The organism is Acetobacter lovaniensis (assembly GCF_014207635.1).
GTDB classification, from domain to species: Bacteria; Pseudomonadota; Alphaproteobacteria; order Acetobacterales; family Acetobacteraceae; genus Acetobacter; species Acetobacter lovaniensis.
In genome coordinates this window covers 1-20,064 of sequence record NZ_JACHIE010000008.1, presented here as the reverse complement: position 1 = coordinate 20,064, position 20,064 = coordinate 1, and the positions used below count along the sequence as shown (strand labels likewise).

Below are 20,064 nucleotides of genomic sequence, written 5' to 3'. Positions count from 1 at the left end.
AAAAATTTCCTCGTTTACTGGAGCGTTATCGGCTCAATTTAGTCTTCGTCAGTATCCACAAGTCGCAGGGAGCGCTCTGTAGGTCGCATCTGCTCGTTATACTTGGTCAACCAGTCTTCTTCTTCGTCATCATGATGCGCCACGGCAGCGTTGCCATGACTTATCGGAGACTTTGGCCGAAGTGGTCGAACAACTTTGGTTTCTGGCAAATCTGGCTCTGTAGTCTGCACATCACCATAAATGCGGGCCAGCTCATGTGCGTTTACCCGCTTTTCAGCTTTCTCAAGGTCTTTTGTTGCCCTTCTAAATGCCTTGAATGCGCGGCTTTGTGCCTGTGCTGCCTGCTGGTCGTTAAACCCTGCCTTGGCAAAACAGGTCGCAGCCCCCAGATAGGTGCCATCAATCCGGTAGACATGCAGATCATCATGCAAAGCCTGCGGGTCAAATCGGACCACAACAGATGTTCCCCGATGCTGAAGCAGGAAGTCCGAAAAATAGCGGTTATCAGATAGATTTATCACACCATCCCGGCGTGACACCGTGACGCTTTCCGCAGCCATCAGGCAAAGCCGATGCATTTCTTCCGTTGCGGTGGTAATCGCACCCCGATTTGCGGCCTCCTGATAGCTTTCCATGAAAACATCATCAAAGCTGCGCTTTCCCTGACACACATCTGAACGCCGTCCCAAACGGGCATTGTGCTCACGGATACCCTCAGACACTACCTCCAGAAATACATCCAGCGGCACCGCTGTAGACCCGTAATTTTCCGGCTTCGCCATAGGCGTATTACCAGTATAAGCCCCAGCAAAACGCGGGGGCTTTGCCAGATCACCAGCCAGATCACGCCATGCCCGTTCAATGGGCTTTGAGCGTCCGCTGTATGGTGTAGCCCAATGCACTTCAACACCCAAAAGAGGTAGAATGCCCATAGGCTCATCCTCCCGTACCTTGAAGCGGTAGCGGTTCTGCACGCCGCCCGTCAGCCACTTGCTGGCAAAGTTGCGCCCGTTATCCAGCCAGCATTTTTTCGGAACACCGTATTTGGCAACCATGTCACCAAAGGCCAGACGTACGCACTCCTTGTTTTCAGAAACATCTACCCGCCAGGACAAAATCTTGCCGCTGTAAATATCCTGAAAGCCGACTAAAACGGGCCTGACAATCATCTCCTTTCCGTTTTCAATCCATTTCACAAACACGTCGAACTTGTGACCATCCGCGTTGACCGCTTCCAGCGCATGGAACACGGCGTGGTCACGCTTCTGGGCAGGGAACATAACCTTTAGAGCCTGCTCTCCTTTCCGGCACAATGTCAGCAATTCCGGGGGCAGCGTATCCATGCGGCGTTTGAGGGTTTTAGCCGATGGTAACTGCCATCCCCGATTTTTAGCCAGCCCCTCAAGCCTACGCATGCAAGCCGTAAAGGTAGGCTCTTCCAACCGCAGGTAATCGGCCTTGAGAATATCCCAAGCCTCTGTCGGGCATTCAACCTGCTCGGCACGCTTGGCATAGTGAGGGGCCAATGCTGCCAGCCAGTCACACTTATTTAAGCCTCGCACGTCCCGATACCAATTCATGATAGTGGTCGTGCCAACACCCTCCATCTTGGCAATCTGCATCACCGCCATTTTTTTTCGGCACCCGGCATCCACCAAGGTCTCAACAGCCATAACAATACGGTGTGCCTTTTCCGCACGCGCTTTCAGGCTATTCGGCAAGGCATCATAGCGGGTCCAGATGTCCTGCCGCTCACGCATCGCCGTATCCTGTTCAACAACCTCGGCATCTTGCGTTTTTACAGCCAACGCAGCGCGTGCAGGCAAAGGCAGCACAAAAGGCGTAAATTCATAACCGCCGCCCGCTCCCTTGCGAACGCGCCATGACTTCCCTTCATTTTCCGGGGCAAGCCAGTTTTCCGCCTCAATACGGATGTTAATTCCGCGCTTTGTGGCTGGAAGCCCAGGTAAAGCCATTGCAGCCAACTCGGCTGGAGAAAACCATGGAACACTATTCAGCATCACCGCCCTCCACGCACCATCTGCCTGCGCAACCCGCTTTCCATGCGAGCGAGTTCCTGCTTGCGTTCACGCACTGCTGCCAGCTCGATCATTGGCAGGAAGCGCCGCTCAATCACTGTCCAACCGCGTGGCTGAACAAGAAATTCCACTAAACGCCGGTCCTGCGTGGCCCCCACAAGGGCGTCAAAGCGAGGCACACTGATCTGGTGGCCATCCCGCTGCACGCTGGCGTAAGCATTCAGCATATTCAGGCTGACAGGCCGCGTCAGAATGTCACTCATGCGCTCTGCCACTTCCGCACGGCTCAGGCTGCATTCGTCCAGCGATACCGCTATGGCCCGCGCCAACTGCGCCTCAAACCCGTTGCCCCGGATCAGAAAAGGATCAAAGGCGGCAACCGGCTCTGGTGGCGTCCAGTCCAGCAGAGAAAGCTGACGTTCATCCTTCCGGGTCATGCCACTCTCTCCATACTTCCAGCCGTCTGACGTAGTGTGGCGTCAGCCCGAACAATTTCCAGAAAGATTTCCTCAGAGCAGTCGAGTGCCCAAAGAATGTTGAACAGCACGCTGATTTTAGCACCCTGTAAACCGCGCTCGATTTTGCTTATAATCTCATCACTGTGCCCGCATTCGTGAGCCAGACGCTCGGCCGTCCAGCGCCGTTTGAGCCGCTCCCGCCGGACGATGCCGCCTATAGCGGAAGCCAGTGCATGAGTTCCTACCTTATTCATGCGGCTTCCCTCCCATCATCCAGAGGCAGCCCCGGCGCAATGTATTCCTGAAACCGCATGCGGGTGGCGCTATCAGCTTTGCCCCAAAGGTCCATAAGCTTTTCCAACATGGTCGGCGGAGATTTTTTGGGCTTCCCCTTAATCTGCCGGATGATTTCAGAGACATTTTTCACAGCAGGCCACTGCGCAATAAACTGCGCAATCTGTCGCTGCATGTCGGGAGTTTCACGGGCCAATGCATCAAGTTGCGCGCCACTTGCCGCGATCCATGTATTGGCAATTTTTTCCCGCACATCCGTCATAATGCTGGTATAACGGGCAACGGAACGCCGAATTGTTCTGGCATCCAAACCGAGCTTCTGGGCAGTTGCCTCGGTAAAGGACGGGATCAAGTGGACAAGGTTGTCCACTTGATCCGACTTCCGGTCCCCACCGTGTTTCGTTTCTGGGTGGAGTTCCTCGTAAACCTCCTTACGTCGCGCAAGAAATGTTGCCCTGTCGAGTGGGCTCAGTTCCCGGCGGCATATATTTTCGTCAATTTCCAGCAACTTCGCTTCAAGCTCTGTGGCCTTCACCACAACAGCAAATGCTGTTTCAATGCCCGTCAGAGCCAAGGCCCGCATGCGGTGTGCACCAGCAATCAGCCGATACCGCTTGCCAACTTTCCTTACTTCAATGGGGGTGCGCTGCCCCTGTTCCTGCATACTGGCCGCAATAACGGCCGCAGCATCATCATCAATCCCACGCAGGCGCTCACCAACGTCAATATCTGCGAGTGGAATAGACACGACCGACAGAAGTGGTTGAGGTGCAACCATGTTCATGCTGCCACCTCATTTTGACGGTGTGTGCTGCACGGCATGGCAGTAGGAGTTCTGTCAGCACGGAATGAGACAGGAGTTCCATCAGCATGAAACCGATCTGGCCACACTTCATGAGGCTCACGCCCAATCTGCTTGGCAATTTCGCGTTCCAGCGGGACAGAATAACCCGGTTGGGCAAGTGCCTGCGTAATTGCATTGGAGTTGCGCCCAAGGTGGCGGGACAACGCAGAAAGGCTGCCCCACTTCTTGCGGAGCGACGCTTTTACGTCCTCCACGTGCATTCCTAATGGCTTTCGTGCCATAATAGCCTCCTAAACCGGGGCGATGGCAGTCGCCCCTCTTTTTGGTCCCCACGCCGTAGCTTTCGCCCGGCCTTTGCATCCGTAGGGAATGAACGTGAGCATACAACCTAAAAGAGGCATTGCAACAGGAAAGAGTAGCTTCCCGCTTCTTTTGTGTGGATATTCTGTGAATAACACCGTTTTTATGAACTATAACAATGCGTTAGAGTTCTGGAATACTCGAAATGTCTAATTTCCCGGCTGAAAAAAAGAACTGGGAAGTCTCTGGTGTCCCTGAAAGGCTTCGTGATGCTGTTGATAAGGGTGGTGGCTACAACACAATAGTAAAACGGTCAGGCGTCTCCCCAAGCTCTCTTAACGAGTATCTAAAGGGGCGTGTCCTACGAATAGATACAGCAGCTCGTCTAGCGTTTGCCTGCGGAGTCTCTCTTCAATGGCTGATTTTTGGCACGGATGATGCTGAGGCGGCCGTTTCCGGGACAGCAAACGATGATACATCATTGATAGATTATTATGATGTTGCAGCCTCGGCAGGTTTTGGAATGTCCTGCCCCGACACACCGCAACCCGAAAAAGTGTCCATTTCCCGCCATTTTCTGCGCTCCGAACTCGGTCTAAATCCGTCAGGAACAATCATGCTGCAGGTAAGCGGGGACAGCATGGAACCTACCATGCGTGCCGGAGACAAGCTGATAGTAGACACAGAGCGCCGTCAGTTACTCGATGGCATACATGTTATGGTCGCTAGCGGAACCTTGCTCGTAAAACGCCTTTCCGCCGGTATGCACGGAACGGTCCGCATAATTTCCGATAATGATCGCTACCCCACACAAGAAGCAGAAATCAGCCGTTTCCGCTGGGGCGAACCAGACGGCGGAGACGCTATAACAATAATAGGCCGCGTAGCCTACAGATTACAGGCAATGTCATGACCGAAAATAGAAATAATACTGTTAAAATAAATAAACTAATAGCTCTTGCGTCAACTCAGTCTGTAATAATAACTGATCTAATAAGTGCAGTTTTAAAACTTCAAGCGGAAATTCAACGCAGAGATAATAGTATTTTTTCTACATTTGCCCCCAGAGATTCTTTCATGGATGAACTAAGGGTGATGAGTGAACAACTTGATGCTCTTGTAGAGATTGCATCTGATGACGATTAATAACAATACAGTTTCACTCAATGCCGAACGTGTACGTCGCGGATTGCAATCTTTTTCGTCTGAAGAAGGAAGATATGCTAAAGGAGGAGGGGGAGGAAACGATGGCATGGACGTCATAAAATATCGCCTAGAAAGCCTTGAAAAACGCTTTGATCGGCTAGACGTCCGGCTGGATAAGGTGGATGTGAGGCTGGACAAGATTGATGAGCGCCATGACCGCGACTTTCGCGTTATCTTCGGTGCGCTCATTGCAGTAGCTTTGGGTTTGGCCGGATTGATGGCCAAAGGATTTCACTGGCTTTAATGGAGCTTTAAAAGGGTCTTAAAAGCTCCCCCTTCAGAATAGGGTTCTCAATAGATTGGGTTCCATATTTGGTGTCCTTTTGGCTAAAATGCCGCTCAGGTTCCAGACACCACTCACCGGCATAATCATAAGAGCCACCAACCGCCAATTATGTCGACACCAGCGGTTTCCCTTGAATTTTCATCCCACGTAATCCCTGCTGGTCCCACGCAATCCCGTCTCACCTGTTGGTTCCATTCCGTCTGTCCCCTTACAATGGGCACAAAGTGCCAGGTGAAATCAAGCGCACCTGTTTCTGTATTGACCCGCAGGGATGTAATGCAATCACTCCGCTGATTGGCAACAAACACAAACTTCCCGGACGGATCAAAACTTAAGGCTCGCCCGTAATCAGCATGTACCCAGACTTCATCAAACAAAGTGATCGAACCGTCTTCGTGCACTTTAAAGCAGGCAATGGCATTGCCTAACCTGTTGGTAACGTAGAGAAATTTTCCTGTCGGATGCAAAATAATTTCAGCGGCAAGTGTACTTCCCCTAAACTGGGCCGTGACGGTTGAAGCTGTTTGCTTGACCTGCATGGCCCCTGTCTTGGCATCATAATCCGCCACAACCACACGGGAATCCTGTTCCCCCAGAATGTAAATAACCTTCCCGTCATGGCTAAAGCAGAAATGACGAGGTGCAGAGCCCGGTTCCATGCTCAACCAGGGTTTTTCTGCCGGTTTCAAGGTGCCGCTTTCCATATCAAACAGCCACACATAAACCCTGTCCAGCCCGGCATCACAGGCCAGAACAAACTTTCCGTTCACATCAGCTTGAATCATATGCACATGAGAGCCGGAGTGATCACTCACCGCATAATTACCAGGAGGGTTATCTGCTGCCCGTTCTGGCATTTTAGGCCCGGTATTGTGCACAAGATCAGTCAACAATCCCAGACTGCCATCATCCTGAATGCGCATGACGGCTGCACTGCCACCGGTATAATTGGCAATAAACAGATATTTGCCCGATGGATGCACACTTAAATGCGCAGGATCTGCCCCGCCACTACTCATGACGTTTAACTTGGTGAGCACCCCGGTACGGCGATTGACCTGAAAAGCCGTGACGGATCCCGTATGTCCGCCTTCAAAATCACTGATTTCATTAACCGTGTACAGGCTGTTCTGGTCAGGAGAGAACGCCAGAAAAGAAGGATTATCCGCAGGGATGACGTGCCCCAGTTGGGTTAGGATACCACTCTGCTGGTTCATTTCAAATAAGGTTATGCCAGTTGCATTACTCTCGGCCGGGCCTGAACGTGTATAGCCACCAACATAACATAAAATGCGTGGTCCAGTTTTTTTTGCCGCTTTTTCCGGGTTGGCTTTGGGTAACGCAGCTTTGGGAATAGGGGCGGGAGGGGGAGCGTTGTCTCCAAAGGCTTTTCCAAAATGAGAGGCAAGACCTAATCCCATGATGGAAAAACCAAAAACTCTACGGCTCAACATATTATATTTATGTTTCATGTCTTATATTATTACAGGTCATACTGAAATAAGCAAAAAACAGTTTCCAGTGTAGTACTACCTGCGTTGTTTATTTCTGTCTTTTACCGTCATGCCACTTTTTCAAGGCATCCAGAGTCTCCAAAACATGCTGTTCTGGTTTGTTGCTGGTAAAACTCAGTAGAATAGTCCCATCTGGTGCAATAACATAAGAAGTGCGTTGTGAGAGTAAAGTATGATGCTCTGTGTTAACCGAGTGGTACAGAATAGCTGTTAAAGCTCCCGGGTCTGCCAGAACAGCAAATTTATCCCGGCATTCCACTTTTGAAAACTCTGCGACCCTATCAGTATTCCCCGCAGTTATGCCAATAAGCGTAGCTCCAGCAGCATGGAACTGCTCTACTGCCTCTGCAAAATCATGCGCTTCCTGTGTGCAGCCCGTAGTAAATGCGGCGGGGAAAAAGTAGAGGACTACAGGTCCCTGCGCGAGAGCTGTTTTGAGTGAAAATGTAAAGGGTTCGCCAGCCAGAGCACCCCGGAGTGTAAAATCTGGGGCACTGCTTCCCTGGGATAAGGCTGCATGAGCCGCTCCAGCGCCCAGACATGTACCGACTGCGACAGAAAGCGTGACCAAAAAGCCTGATACGGCGTTTAAAAACGTTGTCTTCCTGATCACGCTAAGCATCCCATATGTTTTCACTCCGGCAGGGGAGCGTACAAAACTGTGCCTGTGAACTTACACCTAGCTCTGCTCTTGTTCAGCCATTTTTGTTGGAGCGGCCTCATGCAGTGTAATCACCGGCCAGAATGTTACGGCTATGGCATTTTGTAAATCCCTGAGTTGGGTTTGTATCCAGCTCATATAGTCATGCAAACCACGGATGATAATTTCCTCAGCTGTCTGGTCCTGAAGGCTGGCCCGAAGTTCGGCCACGCATTCCAGCAGAGGTGAGCAGAGCTGGCGCAGGTTGTCATGGCTTGACAAAAGCGTGAGCGTTTCGTCGATCTGGCGCAGATTGGTGCTCAGAGAGCGCGGGAACCCATCATTCTTGAGCAGAAAGCCAACAATATTGGCAGGTGTCAGGGTGACAGGGCGCAGCCTGCGGAAGGCATGGTAGGCTGCAGCCGAGCGTAATACGGATGTCCACTGCGTCAGATCAATATCGGACCCCGGCGCTTCAGACTGCGGCAGCAGCATATGGTAGCGGATGTCTATCAGCCGGGTAATCTGATCGCTCCGCTCCAGAGCTTTGCCCAGTCGGTAGAACAGCCAGGCCTGATCACGGTACAACGTCCCTTCAGCAATCCCAAAATGGGTTTGACAGTCCTGCCTTACCCGGGTGCAGAGTTCAGCCAGATTGTGGTCTGCCATATCTCCGTTTTTGAGATTAAGCAGGTTCCGGGAAAACACATTGAGCTGTGTCCATAGTTCAATAGAGACAAGAGGACGGACCGCACGTGCATTTTCGCGCACTTCCTGCGCAAGCGAGACCAGTGATGAAGGGTTACGGGTTTCTGTGACATAAAACGGCACGATTTCCGTGTGCTGTGTGGTGTTGTGTATCCGCTGGAACAGGCTTTCATCCGAGTTGATGGCCAGAATGGAATCCCAGGCCGTCTGCCCTTCGGCGTTACGGACAAAGGTTTCCGTAACCTCCAGAAGGCGGGCCAGATTTTCCATGCGCTCCATGTAGCGTGCAAGCCACATCATGCATTCCGCATAGCGCGATAGAAGGGGAGTGGGGGAAACAATTATCATGATGCCATGACCCATGTATCTTTTGAACCGCCGCCTTGGGATGAGTTGACGACCAGTGAGCCTTTGCGCAGGGCAACGCGGGATAATCCTCCGGGCATGACCCAGACAGAACGGCCTGTAACCGCAAAAGGTCTCAGGTCAACATGGCGGGCTTCCACCGTATCTCCACAAAGTGTTGGTGTAACAGACAGGCCGATTGTCGGCTGGCTGATGTAATTCGCCGGGTTATGACGCAATTTCTGGCTGAAATCGTTCAACTCCGCCTGTGTGGCCTGTGGGCCGATCAGCAGCCCGTACCCGCCAGATTCACCAACGGGTTTGACAACAAGTTTGTCAAGATTAGCCAAGGTGTACGCCAGTCCCTCCGGCTCTGCGCATATATGTGTTTCCACACTGTCCAGAATAGGGTCTTCATCCAGATAATAGCGGATAATGCGCGGCATATAGGCATAGACGGCTTTATCATCCGCAACCCCGGTACCCAGTGCATTGGCCAGTGTGACATTGCCGCGCCTGTAAGCCTCCACCAGACCGGGCACCCCCAGAAGACTATCAGGATTAAACGCAATCGGGTCGAGAAACTCATCATTGAGACGACGGTAAATGGAGTGGACAGGTTTTGGCCCCATAACGGTGCGCATGAAAACCTTGTGCTCATCCACAAACAGGTCGCGGCCTTCGACCAACGGGACACCCATTTCGCGCGAGAGGAACACATGCTCAAAATAGGCAGAGTTATAAATACCGGGGGAGAGCAGAACAACCTGAGGGTCGTCAACACCTTCTGGGGCGACCTCACACAAGGCGTTATGCAGGCGAGAGCCGTATTCCTCCACCGAGCGGATGGGCAGGCCAGATGCCAGATCCGGCATGAGCCTGAGCATCATGTGGCGATTTTCTATGACGTAGGATACGCCAGAAGGCGTGCGTGCATTGTCTTCGAGAACCAGAAAGCGGCCCTGCTGGTCACGGATAAGATCTGTTCCATTGATATGGACATAAACCCCACCAGGCACGTGTAAACCAACCATGGCCTGACAGTAATTGGCGTTTTGCAGCACGAGTTCGGCTGGAACCACACCATCCTTCAGGATATGCTGCTCATGGTAAATATCATGCAAAAACAGGTTGATAGCCTGAATACGCTGTTGAACTCCACGTTCAATATGCTGCCATTCTTCGGCGGTAATCATGCGCGGAATAGCGTCAAAGGGTAAAATACGATCAATGGCTTCCCTGTCCGTATAAACGGTAAAGGTGATGCCCATTCTGTAAAGTTGAGCTTCGGCCGAGGCTGTCCTGTTCTGGAGTTCCTGTATCTGCAATGCGGACAGACGTTTTTTCACGCAATCTATGAGGGGCGGAGCAGGGGCTTTGCGGTTCATCAACTCGCAGAAAAAATCGGGAGTGGCGTAGTTGTCCAGCAGTCCGCGTGTTGGGGGAGGGGCAAGGTCTAGGGCGTTCGTCATTAAAGCCTCCCTTCTGGCATCCAGGATAGGGCCCTGTCTGCCAAAACGTTTCGAATATGCATTAACGGAGCAGGATTTCCGGCATTTGCCAAGCACAAAATACGCACTCGCATTTTGTTTGCATAAACCCGCATGGGTCCCTTGCATGCGTTGCACGGAGTGATATGATTTTGCGCTAAATTATTGTTCTGATACCAAACAGATATCGGCAGCCCACGGCGTTGGGTTGCACCATGAGCAGGGCCCTTATTTCTGATGAGTTCACAGGTAACGCTTTTGCACCGGACCTGCTACCGTTACGACCGCCCCGTGGCTATGGGGACTCAGACAATACGGCTACGTCCGATGGAAACCTGTCGCACGCCTATTGAATCATATGGTTTGCATATTCGACCAGAAGGTTTCAACCTGAAATGGGAGCGTGATTCGTGCGGAAACGATGTGGCCTGCGTTGGTTTTCTGGACCGGTTGACACATTTTGACATCGAGGTGTCTCTGGTCGCGGATATGACCGCCTACGACCCGCTCCTGCAAACTCTGGCCCCCGATGACCATAGCGACATGCCTCTGGAGGAACATTCGGCACAGCCCGAATGCGGGGATGAGGTCAGAGATTTTCTCTCGTGTTACCCTGTAGGAACAGGAGGAGACATGCTGGGAGACATGATGGCCATGAACCGGGGCATTGCCAGAACAGTCGGCTACCAGCGCAGGCTGGAGCCAGGCGTATGGTCTCCGGAGGAAACTCTTCGTCGCAAAGTGGGTTCCTGCCGTGACAGCGCGTGGCTTTTTGTCAATATAGCCCGGCATCTGGGATATGCTGCCCGGTTTGTCTCGGGCTATCTTATTCAAAGTGCGGGCATGGCAGACGGAGCGGAAGTCCTGACCGGGGAGTTGCATGCATGGGCGCAGATTTTCATTCCCCAACGCGGCTGGCTGGGGTTTGATACGACATCCGGCCTTCTCGCCGGGCAGGGGCATATTCCTCTGGCCGTTGCTGCCAGACCGGAGGACGCAGCCCCTGTTTCGGGGCTATTGGACCGATGTGAGGCAACTTTCAATGTCTGCATGAAGGTCGAGCGTCTGTTTACCTGATAACAGACGCGGTAAAGCATTTTTTATGAGCCGTATGCAAAGGGTGGGTGCGGGATGAAGCGTTTTACCTGCCAGTCCTGTGGGCAGCTGGTTTTTTTTGAGAATACCCGTTGCGACCAGTGTCATGCTCCTTTGGGCTATATGCCCGAAACGGCCAGCCTTGCGGCTCTTGTACCTATGGAGAAAGGTCTTTACCATCCATTAGGGCAGGATAAAGAGGGCAGCGCGCGTGCTTTTTGCGCCAATCATGCGTATGATGTCTGTAACTGGTTGACACCAGCCTTGCAGGTCCATGATGCGTTCTGCTTTGCCTGCCAGTTTAACCGGGTTATTCCCAACCTGAACATTCCGGGCAATATGGAACGTTGGCGTAAGCTGGAAATTGCCAAGCATCGCCTTTTTTATACTATCCTCAGATTGAGGCTTCCGGTCAAAAGCCGCCAGCAGGACCCACAGGAAGGGCTGGTATTCGATTTTCTGGATGATTCGCCCCAGAGTTGGCCACCGATCATGACGGGGCATAGCCATGGCGTTATTACCATCGCAACCAAAGAGGCGGATGATGCCTACAGGGAGCATATGCGTGTGGAAATGGGAGAGTATTACCGTACTCTTCTGGGGCATTTCCGGCACGAAATTGGTCATTACTACTGGAACGTCCTGATCCGTGATGGCGGACGTCTGGAACAGTGCCGGGCCGTATTTGGTGATGACCGGACAGATTACCAGAGTGCATTGCAAAAACATTATGCGCGTTCAACCCCGGATAACTGGCGGGAGCATTACGTCAGCCACTATGCCATGTCGCACCCATGGGAAGATTTTGCCGAAACATGGGCGCATTATTTTCATATAGTCTCCACACTGGAAACGGCCTTATCTTACGATATGACTATTGGACCCATGGTGGATGGCAAGTCTGTTCCAACCCACAGGTCTGATCCTTACCTGCACATGCCGTTTGATGACATCATGGAAGCCTGGCTGCCTTTGACATATGCAGTCAACAGTCTGAACCGCTCCATGGGACTGGCCGATTTTTACCCTTTTGTGCTCACAGCTGGTGTAAGGACAAAACTGCGTTTTATCCATGACGTCGTCCGCAATGTACAGCGGGAGAGTAATCAGTCATCAGGATTATTGTAACTGGATTTGTGAAAAAAGAATTTCATCGTTCAAAGTCATAATGACGTTTTTGGCGCGGCGGGACAGTAAAAGCACCCTCAGGGTCTGTGAGAGAGGCACAAAGGGTGCCTGCGCCATGATCTCCCGGTCAACGTCTGACCATGCGTGGTTGCTTGCCTCCCTGTCTGTCAGGGCCAGCATGGCGGCCTCTTGCATTTTCCGGTCGATTTCCGGGTCACAAAAGCCCGAATAATTGGGGGAGTTGTCAGAGTTAGGGTGAAAGGTCTCGCAGGAAAACAGGGTTTGCAAAAAACTGGAAGCGGAAGGGTAGTCGGCATTCCAGCCTGCCAGAGCTATCTGAAAATGGTTTTGTGTATTCTGGATGTAGGTAAACGCTATGGCAGGGCTTATACTGCGGACTGTCGCCTTGAAGCCGAGCATGTCCAGCGTATTGCGTATATCCTCCGCCGTGGCGCTGCCGTGTTCTTCGGATGGGACAATAATGGTCACTTTCTGCCCTGCCATACCGCTTTCCTTCACAAGTTGGCGGGCCACATCCATATCCGGCTTAACCCAGTTTTTTGCCGGATGTGTCGGTGAGGCACCCTGAGTGTAAAAACAGAACGGCTCATAACCCGGAGTGCCATCCGGCAGGATCTGGCATAGGGGCGAAGCCACGGCCGGGCCACCCCGGTAAATAATCATGGCATGCCGGTTGACCGCGTAATTCAGAGCCTGCCGAACCTTGAGCGATGTAAACGGCGGCTCATGCACGTTGAGCATGGCAAAGTAGGACAGGAGCGGGGCGTAAAGATGCACCTGACTGGCGTAGCGGCTCCCGACTTCCCCTAAGCGGTCCAGCGGAACATTTTCGTACATCCAGTCCGCCTGCCCGTTTTCTACGGCAGTAACGGAGGCCTCTCCATCCAGACCAAAGGAAACCTGAACCTCATCCGGATAGGCTGCGGGTTGTGCCTGATGCGACCATTCGTGAAAAAATGGATTACGCTCCAGACGTAACAGGGTGGTCGGGTCATACTCCGTAATGCGATAGGGACCTGTTCCGGGTATGGGGGTGTTGCCCATGTCATGCGCTGGAGTGTCTGCTGGCAGGATAGCAGCATGCATCCATGCCAGCCGGTCCAGAAACTCCGGGTCTGGGGCGTTTAAATGGAAGATGATCTGCCTCGTCCGGGCATCCGTTTCCACCCCACCATCCAGTGTGCATGTGATGGGGTTTTCCAGACAGGACCGGGCACCAACAATGGCCCCGTAATATGGTCCCGCGGTTGGACTTCCTACCTTGAAAAGGCGACGGAAAGACGCCGCTACATCATCAACCGTAACGGGCTTGCCGCTGGAAAAATATAATCCGTCCCGCAGGGTCAGGCGATAGGTGCGTCCGTTATCCTCTGGGAGGGGTACAGCCTCAACCAGATTGGCAACGACCGGATGCGCACCGGGGCCAGAAAATTTGGGATAGGTCAGCAGTGTGTCATACACTGGTGTTTCAAGCACTTTTGTCAGAGCAATGTAAGATATTTGCGGGTCGAGTGTGCCTGCGTCACTTTGGGCGAGAATACGCAGCGTGCCTCCCTTATGGGCTTCCGGCTGCTCATTTGTGGCCCATGCGGGGGGCATGGAGCAGGCGAGCAGGCCCAAAGTCACCATATAGGGGCGTAAAAAAGGCATCCATTGTCTCATGCCCAAAGTATGGCGTGCTTTGCGGCGCTGTTCAAACTGGAAATGGGCGGGGTATCCGTGCTGTCCATTGCCCTGCTCTGTTTCTCCCGGCTTGAATCCGATCAATCGCCTTATGCGAGACGTCGCCTGTCAGGACATTATCATGATGCTTTTTCCCGTCTGCGCAAGTTTGTCCAGTGCTACAAACACATGCGAATATTTTTTGACCTTTCACAAAACAGTCATGCCTAAACTGTTTTTTTTACGTGTAGTGTTCTGTTACAGCAAAGCAGGAGGCGAATATGCATCTTCATCAGGTTGTGCAGACGACGCAGGTAAAAACCTCGGATCGTTGGCGTGAGGCCGTTCGCGAACGCTGGCGCATTACGCTGCTGAGCGCATGGGAGCGGGATGCTCTGGTTGAAGGCGGCACGGTAAGGGCCTGTTCTCCACAGGTGGTCTTTTTGCGCCAGAAGCCCCGTATGCTTCGTCATAACGCGGCCTATAAATAATTTTCCTGCTTCTGTCCGTATGTCAGGCTGTTCCGGCAGGTTTACCCCTGCCGGTTTATGCTACACGCATTGCGTTTAAAAAGCCGATGTTTAAAAAACATGATGAATAATGGCCTTGGGCGCTTGCGTTTACCCGGCCAAAGTCATAAGAGGAAGCGCCAAAGGTCGGGTGACCCGCGGCAGTGATTTGCTACAGGGTTAACCCGCCACGTTGTAATTCAGCAAGGGTGCCCGCTGCATGACTTTCTCTCCATACAGCCGTGTTACTGAAGCGCTGGCGTTTGACGATGTTCTTGTCGTCCCGGCTGCTTCCGATGTCGTGCCAGGTCAGACCGTGGTGCGTACGCATCTGACGCGCTCCATCGAGCTTAACATTCCGCTTATTTCTTCCGCCATGGATACGGTAACGGAAGAGCATATGGCCATTGCCATGGCGCAGCAGGGTGGCCTTGGGGTTATTCACAAAAACCTCAAGCCCGAAGAGCAGGCCGAGCATGTGCGTCGGGTCAAGCGGTTTGAATCCGGCATGGTGGTCAACCCGGTTACGGTCGGCCCGGACCAGACACTGGCAGACGTGCGCGAGATCATGCACCGGCATGGCATTAGCGGCCTGCCGGTTGTGCAGCCCGGCACCCAGAAGCTGGTTGGCATTCTGACCAACCGCGATGCCCGCTTTGCGGTTGACCCCACTCAGCGTGTTTCCGAGCTTATGACCAAGGACCGCCTGGTTACGGTTAAAAATGGTGTTGACCCGGATACGGCCCGCCAGCTTCTGCACAAGCATCGGATTGAAAAGCTGCTGGTTGTGGATGATGCCGACCGTTGCGTCGGGATTATTACCGTCAAGGATATGGACAAGGCGGTCGCCCATCCTCTGGCAATCAAGGATAACATGGGGCGCCTGCGCTGTGCTGCAGCAACCGGCGTGGGGGAAGATGGCTTTAGCCGCGCCAAACTGCTGATTGACGCCGGGGTCGATGTTCTGGTGGTCGATACCGCCCACGGCCACTCCGCTGGTGTGCTGGCCGCGGTCGAGCGCCTGAAAGCGCTGGATGACGATATTCAGGTTATTGCCGGTAACGTTGCAACGCCGGAAGCCGCGCGCGCACTGGTTACCGCCGGGGCTGATTGTGTTAAAATTGGTATTGGACCGGGCTCCATCTGCACTACGCGTATTGTCGCCGGGGTGGGTGTGCCGCAGTTTTCTGCCATTTTGGAAACATCTCTGGCCTGTAAGGAAATGGACGTTCCCTGCATTGCCGATGGTGGCATTCGCACGTCGGGCGATATCGTAAAGGCCATTGGTGCCGGGGCCGACGTGGTCATGATCGGTTCGCTGCTCGCTGGTACGGAAGAAGCGCCGGGCGAGGTTTTCCTGTATCAGGGGCGTTCCTACAAATCCTACCGGGGCATGGGCAGCCTTGGCGCCATGGCGCGTGGCTCGGCAGACCGATACTTCCAGCAGGAAGTCAAGGATACGCTCAAGCTTGTCCCAGAAGGGATTGAAGGCCGCGTACCCTATAAGGGCAGCATGTCTGCCGTTATTCACCAGCTTGTTGGCGGGTTGAAGGCTGGCATGGGCTACACTGGCTCGCGCGAGATCAGTGATCTGCAGGTCCGTGCCAAGTTCCGCCGCATTACCGGGGCTGGCCTGCGCGAAAGCCATGTGCATGACGTGTCCATCACGCGTGAAGCTCCCAACTATCGTCAGGACTGATCTGCCTTTATGACCCCTACAGCCAGACTTGCCGCCAGTATTGACCTGCTTGCGGCTATGGAGGCGGCACCACGCAAACCAGCGGATGCCGTTGCCAACAGCTTTTTCAGAGAAAGACGCTATATTGGCGGCGGCGACCGGCGTGCCATTTCCGGGCTGGTGTGGGACATCATGCGCAACTGGCGCAAGCTGGGCTGGTGGCTTGAGCAGAACGGGGGCACAGCCAGCCCCCGCATGCTGGCTGGTGCCCAGCTGGTGTTTGATCGTACCCCTATGGAAAAGCTGGCATCCATTTACGGTGGTGGTCGCTTTGCCGCAGGATTACTCAGTGAGTCTGAACAGGCAGTACTGAATGCCCTGATTGGCAGGGAGCTTGAGTGCGCGGATATGCCACGGGCTGTTCGGCTTGAGGTGCCAGACTGGCTGCTTCCCAGACTGGAAGAAACCTTCGGGACGGACCTTGAGGCAGAAATCAAGGCCATGGCGGAACCTGCCTCTCTGGACCTGCGCATTAACATGCTGCGCACAACCCGCTCGGAGGCCATGCACGCTCTGGCGCGCGAAGGGCTGCATGCGGAAGAAACAAAGCTATCCCCTTGGGGACTGCGGCTGGAAGGCCGCCAGCCTGTAACCGCCAGCAAGCCTTTCCGTGATGGACTGGTCGAAATTCAGGATGAAGGCAGCCAGCTTGTTGCCGCCATGGCGGGCGTTGACCCCGGCATGCGTGTTCTGGACTACTGTGCGGGTGCCGGTGGCAAAACATTGGCCCTTGCCATGATGATGGAAAACAAGGGCCATATTGTTGCATGCGATGTTTCTGTCGTGCGGCTGGAAGGCGCTGTTAAAAGACTGCGCCGCGCAGGGGTGCATAATGTGGAGCGCCACCTGCTGACCGAAGGGGACAAATGGGCCAAAAGGCGTGCAGCCTCGTTTGACCGTGTTCTGGTAGATGCGCCGTGCAGCGGTACGGGCACGTGGCGCCGTAACCCGGATGCGCGTTTTCGTACCACGCAGGTCGATCTGGAGGAACTGCTGGTCAAGCAGGCAGCCATTATGGATCGGGCGGCCGCGCTGGTTAAACCCGGAGGCCGCATGATCTACGCCACATGTTCTCTCCTGAAGGCCGAAAATGCCGGGCAGGTCGAACAGTTCGTGGCTCGTAATCCGGACTTTCATCTTGTTGCGTCCGGCTCCCCGACGCTTCCGGAGAGTTTGCGTGAGATGTCCATGATCAGCCTGACACCCGCACGAGATGAGACTGACGGCTTTTTTGCGGCTGTGCTGGAACGACGGGAACAGAAAGACTGAGCATTTTTTACAAAAGGATATTTCCCCACTGCTTTTGCGGTCTATCCTGCCAGTTTGGTGTATAATTTTCATGCCCTTATGCTTTAAGCACGAAAGAACATGGATCACATCTGGCTCCGAGACAGACCCGCATGACCGATAGTGTAATTATTTTCGTCTTTTTTGTGTTGGGCGGCAATATGCTCGCGCAATGGACGGCATGGCGTTTCCGGCTGCCCGCTATTGTGCTGCTGTTCTCGCTCGGGTTGCTTTATGGGCCTGTCCTGCAGGTCATGCATCCGTCGGAAATGATCGGCTCGGCTTTCCATCCCCTTGTGTCACTTGCTGTGGCCCTGATCGTTTTTGAAGGTGGTCTGGCACTTGATTTTCGACAGTTGAAAGAGGCCGGGGAAGGGGTTTTACGCCTGACACTGGTGGCCCTTCCCATTAATTTTCTGTTGGGCAGTCTGGCCGCACATTCTATTGGCGGCATGGGATGGGGACCTGCCTTCCTGTTTGGCTCGATTGTGGTGGTCACAGGACCCACAGTGGTTCTGCCTCTGTTGCGCCATGCCAAGCTTAAACCCCGTATTGCCGCATTCTTACGTTGGGAAGCCATTCTGAACGACCCGGTGGGGGCCATTCTGGCAACATTGGTGCTAGAAGTGCTGCTCATGCGCCCCGGCGAAGGATCGGGTACAGTCTTCACGGCCATTGTCCCCCATATGCTGGCCAGTGCTGTCCTGATGATCGGGTTAGGCATAGGGACGGCATGGTGCATAAAGTGGCTCTGTGTGCGGGATATGCTGCCTGATATCATGAAGTTGCCATTGTTCATTACATTGGCGCTCATGCTCTATGTTGTCGGGACTTTGAGCATGGATGGTGCAGGGCTGATCGCTTCTACCGTTTTTGGTATGGGGCTCGCGAACCTGCGTATCCCGGGTATGAGTGAACTTCAGCGGATGAAAGAGGCGCTGGTCGTTCTCATTGTCTCCGTGCTGTTCGTGCTTCTGGCGGCGGACCTGCAACGCCACGAACTTACTGGCCTTTCGTGGTCTATTGGTGGGTTAACGCTGGCAGTTCTGTTTCTGGTCCGTCCACTGGGCATATGGCTGGCAACCATTGGCACCAGCCTGAGTTGGGCTGAACGGTTTTTTGTGGGCTGGATCGCCCCGCGCGGCATTGTTGCTGCCGCAGTGGCTGGCATTGCGGGTGTCCGGTTGCAGGATGCCGGTTACCCTGGTGCGGGGCTGGTCATGCCTGCAGTGTTCGCCATTATTGCCTCGACCATGATCCTCCATGGTTTTTCGCTTATTCCGCTTGGTCGCAAATTGAATCTCACCCTTTCCAACCAGCCGGCGCTTGCCATTGTGGGGGCAAGCGAGTGGTCCACACAGCTGGCACAGGTTGTGCACGAAGTCGGCACGCCGGTGCTTTTGGTCGATAGCTCCGCAAGGGATCTCGCAGTTGCCCAAAAAGCGGGTGTACCGGTGCTCTGCGCAGAGGTTCTGTCGGAGGAAGGGGCGGAAAGTCTGGAAGAACGTCCGGCGGATTACCTGATTGCAGCGACACCTGACGCTATTTACAATGGACTGGTCTGTGCGCATCTGGCTCCTCATTTTGGCCATCAGCGCGTGTATCAGGTCAGCCCCGGCATTGCCCGTCTGGACCAGTACCGCGGCCTCAGCCGTGAAGCGAGGGGAAAAGTGCTTGGGCAACCGGGATGGAACTTTACCTTGCTGGAAACTCTGGTCAAACAGGGTTGGCGCTTTGTGGCCAAAAACATTACGGAAGAGAACAAAGAGCGCCTTTTAAAGGAAAACAGCGACTTCCTGATTTTCCTGATGATCCAGAAAGGTGCCGCCATTACTGTTGTATCTCTGGAAGATGATGCCTCTCCCCCCTTCTGGGTAGGACTGGTGGCTATTGGCCTTATGCCCCCCCCTAAACAGGAGGAGGCTGCCTAAACGCAGGCTCCATGAATTGTTTGAACTGAGTATTGTGTTGTCATTCACAGGTAAATTAGCAGCGGATGAAGCTGTGAGTGACATATTTTTGTTGCCCGAGCGGCTATGATCCATAGTGATACTCATCACCACAGGATTATTTTAATGCTCAATAGCAATTATGTATGCCCGATTTTGGATACGCGAAGCTGAATGAGCCGGCTTATGATAACCATAATTGTGCTTCGTACGATATCTGTCCGTGTTGTGGAAATCAGTTTGGATATAGTGACGCTGGGTTTTCTCACGAAAAGCTATGCTCAGGACTCATAACTAGAACATGACTGTTGCGGCGAGACAGACAGCCGAGAAAAAGACCGTAGAGCATCTGTCGTAGCGCGTGGCGACACGCCTCCAGTCCTAGAGCCTGCCGAACATGATTTCGATGCAGTTGCGGCTGACCCTGCCCCGAACGTGCCCTCAGTTTTGAGTTAGGGTCTGTGGGTTGTTGTATGCCTTTTTGGCGTGTTGAGCGAAAGCCTCTGGCGTCATGCCATTGAGGCTGGTGTGTGGCCTGACGGCGTTATAGTCGACCCGCCAGGCGTCGATGACCGTCCGAGCGTGGGCGA

General features: G+C 53.5%; 20 protein-coding genes and 1 pseudogene. 9 read left to right on the top strand and 12 right to left on the bottom strand.

Translation table 11 applies throughout. The features are described from left to right. Positions 1-38: 38 nt before the first annotated feature. Genes HNR55_RS09905 through HNR55_RS09885 form a run of 5 tightly spaced genes read right to left on the bottom strand, consistent with a single transcriptional unit; the run spans position 39 to position 3,877 of the window. Positions 39-1,976, bottom strand: a complete 1,938-nt coding sequence (locus tag HNR55_RS09905) for a transposase domain-containing protein (protein ID WP_166114856.1) — start codon at positions 1,974-1,976, stop codon at positions 39-41. Positions 1,977-2,020: 44 nt separating this feature from the next. Next, positions 2,021-2,476 carry a hypothetical protein gene (locus tag HNR55_RS09900; RefSeq protein WP_166114850.1) on the bottom strand — a complete coding sequence of 152 codons (456 nt, stop codon included), beginning with the start codon at positions 2,474-2,476 and terminating at the stop codon, positions 2,021-2,023. Then, entirely contained in the window at positions 2,473-2,751 is a 279-nt protein-coding gene (locus tag HNR55_RS09895) for a helix-turn-helix domain-containing protein (protein ID WP_166114847.1), read from the bottom strand. Before HNR55_RS09895 ends, HNR55_RS09900 begins: the two co-directional genes overlap by 4 nt. Further along, positions 2,748-3,575, bottom strand: a complete 828-nt coding sequence (locus tag HNR55_RS09890; protein WP_166114841.1) for a ParB/RepB/Spo0J family partition protein — start codon at positions 3,573-3,575, stop codon at positions 2,748-2,750. The genes HNR55_RS09895 and HNR55_RS09890 overlap by 4 nt, the downstream gene beginning before the upstream one ends. After that, the gene (locus tag HNR55_RS09885; RefSeq protein WP_166114836.1) at positions 3,572-3,877 is read right to left on the bottom strand and encodes a helix-turn-helix domain-containing protein; all 306 of its coding nucleotides are present in this window, start codon (positions 3,875-3,877) and stop codon (positions 3,572-3,574) included. Before HNR55_RS09885 ends, HNR55_RS09890 begins: the two co-directional genes overlap by 4 nt. 224 nt (positions 3,878-4,101) lie before the next feature. Between HNR55_RS09885 and HNR55_RS09880 the strand changes: the two genes are divergently transcribed. Genes HNR55_RS09880 through HNR55_RS09870 form a run of 3 tightly spaced genes read left to right on the top strand, consistent with a single transcriptional unit; the run spans position 4,102 to position 5,346 of the window. After that, positions 4,102-4,809, top strand: coding sequence for an XRE family transcriptional regulator (locus HNR55_RS09880; RefSeq protein ID WP_166114834.1), 708 nt, complete (start codon positions 4,102-4,104; stop codon positions 4,807-4,809). Continuing rightward, the gene (locus HNR55_RS09875) at positions 4,806-5,042 is read left to right on the top strand and encodes a KH domain-containing protein (RefSeq protein ID WP_166114832.1); all 237 of its coding nucleotides are present in this window, start codon (positions 4,806-4,808) and stop codon (positions 5,040-5,042) included. The genes HNR55_RS09880 and HNR55_RS09875 overlap by 4 nt, the downstream gene beginning before the upstream one ends. After that, the gene (locus tag HNR55_RS09870) at positions 5,032-5,346 is read left to right on the top strand and encodes a hypothetical protein (protein ID WP_166114800.1); all 315 of its coding nucleotides are present in this window, start codon (positions 5,032-5,034) and stop codon (positions 5,344-5,346) included. Before HNR55_RS09875 ends, HNR55_RS09870 begins: the two co-directional genes overlap by 11 nt. 125 nt (positions 5,347-5,471) lie before the next feature. Here the strand turns inward: HNR55_RS09870 and HNR55_RS09865 are convergent, their stop codons facing one another. The 4 genes from HNR55_RS09865 to HNR55_RS09850 all read right to left on the bottom strand — a co-directional run bounded on the left by HNR55_RS09865 (position 5,472) and on the right by HNR55_RS09850 (position 10,067). Next, complete coding sequence (locus HNR55_RS09865) at positions 5,472-6,860, bottom strand: lactonase family protein (RefSeq protein WP_166114829.1); 1,389 nt, start codon at positions 6,858-6,860, stop codon at positions 5,472-5,474. A gap of 70 nt (positions 6,861-6,930) precedes the next feature. Next, positions 6,931-7,524 (bottom strand): peroxiredoxin, encoded by a 594-nt coding sequence (locus HNR55_RS09860; RefSeq protein WP_166114826.1) that lies wholly within the window; start codon positions 7,522-7,524, stop codon positions 6,931-6,933. Positions 7,525-7,581: 57 nt separating this feature from the next. Beyond that, positions 7,582-8,613: an alpha-E domain-containing protein gene (locus HNR55_RS09855; RefSeq protein WP_166114823.1), complete on the bottom strand. Its 1,032-nt coding sequence runs from the start codon at positions 8,611-8,613 to the stop codon at positions 7,582-7,584. Next, positions 8,595-10,067: a circularly permuted type 2 ATP-grasp protein gene (locus HNR55_RS09850; protein WP_166114820.1), complete on the bottom strand. Its 1,473-nt coding sequence runs from the start codon at positions 10,065-10,067 to the stop codon at positions 8,595-8,597. Before HNR55_RS09850 ends, HNR55_RS09855 begins: the two co-directional genes overlap by 19 nt. Before the next feature lie 255 nt (positions 10,068-10,322). On the opposite strand from HNR55_RS09850, the gene HNR55_RS09845 reads away from it, so the two are divergent. Together HNR55_RS09845 and HNR55_RS09840 are read left to right on the top strand one after the other, a co-directional pair. Next, entirely contained in the window at positions 10,323-11,162 is an 840-nt protein-coding gene (locus HNR55_RS09845; RefSeq protein ID WP_166114817.1) for a transglutaminase family protein, read from the top strand. 54 nt (positions 11,163-11,216) lie between these two features. Further along, positions 11,217-12,308 carry a zinc-binding metallopeptidase family protein gene (locus tag HNR55_RS09840; protein ID WP_166114815.1) on the top strand — a complete coding sequence of 364 codons (1,092 nt, stop codon included), beginning with the start codon at positions 11,217-11,219 and terminating at the stop codon, positions 12,306-12,308. Here the strand turns inward: HNR55_RS09840 and HNR55_RS09835 are convergent. Beyond that, positions 12,300-13,979, bottom strand: coding sequence for an ABC transporter substrate-binding protein (locus tag HNR55_RS09835; RefSeq protein WP_242005542.1), 1,680 nt, complete (start codon positions 13,977-13,979; stop codon positions 12,300-12,302). The two genes, HNR55_RS09840 and HNR55_RS09835, sit on opposite strands and share 9 nt — an antisense overlap. A 293-nt stretch (positions 13,980-14,272) precedes the next feature. On the opposite strand from HNR55_RS09835, the gene HNR55_RS09830 reads away from it, so the two are divergent. The 4 genes from HNR55_RS09830 (at position 14,273) to HNR55_RS09815 (ending at position 19,456) form a co-directional block, all read left to right on the top strand. Further along, positions 14,273-14,482 carry a hypothetical protein gene (locus HNR55_RS09830; protein ID WP_166114813.1) on the top strand — a complete coding sequence of 70 codons (210 nt, stop codon included), beginning with the start codon at positions 14,273-14,275 and terminating at the stop codon, positions 14,480-14,482. 238 nt (positions 14,483-14,720) lie between these two features. Continuing rightward, the gene (gene guaB, locus HNR55_RS09825; RefSeq protein ID WP_166114811.1) at positions 14,721-16,199 is read left to right on the top strand and encodes an IMP dehydrogenase; all 1,479 of its coding nucleotides are present in this window, start codon (positions 14,721-14,723) and stop codon (positions 16,197-16,199) included. Positions 16,200-16,208: 9 nt separating this feature from the next. Next, a complete protein-coding gene (locus HNR55_RS09820; RefSeq protein WP_166114808.1) occupies positions 16,209-17,507 on the top strand; it encodes an RsmB/NOP family class I SAM-dependent RNA methyltransferase in 1,299 nt (432 codons plus the stop codon). A 131-nt stretch (positions 17,508-17,638) separates the two neighbouring features. Further along, complete coding sequence (locus HNR55_RS09815) at positions 17,639-19,456, top strand: cation:proton antiporter (RefSeq protein ID WP_166114806.1); 1,818 nt, start codon at positions 17,639-17,641, stop codon at positions 19,454-19,456. Between the two features lie 312 nt (positions 19,457-19,768). On the opposite strand, the pseudogene HNR55_RS16965 reads toward HNR55_RS09815, so the two are convergent. Continuing rightward, positions 19,769-19,891: pseudogene (locus HNR55_RS16965) on the bottom strand (IS5/IS1182 family transposase); the annotation flags it as partial. 24 nt (positions 19,892-19,915) lie between these two features. After that, positions 19,916-20,064 (bottom strand): integrase core domain-containing protein (locus HNR55_RS09805; RefSeq protein ID WP_184382669.1); only part of this gene is annotated, 149 nt, incomplete at its 5' end.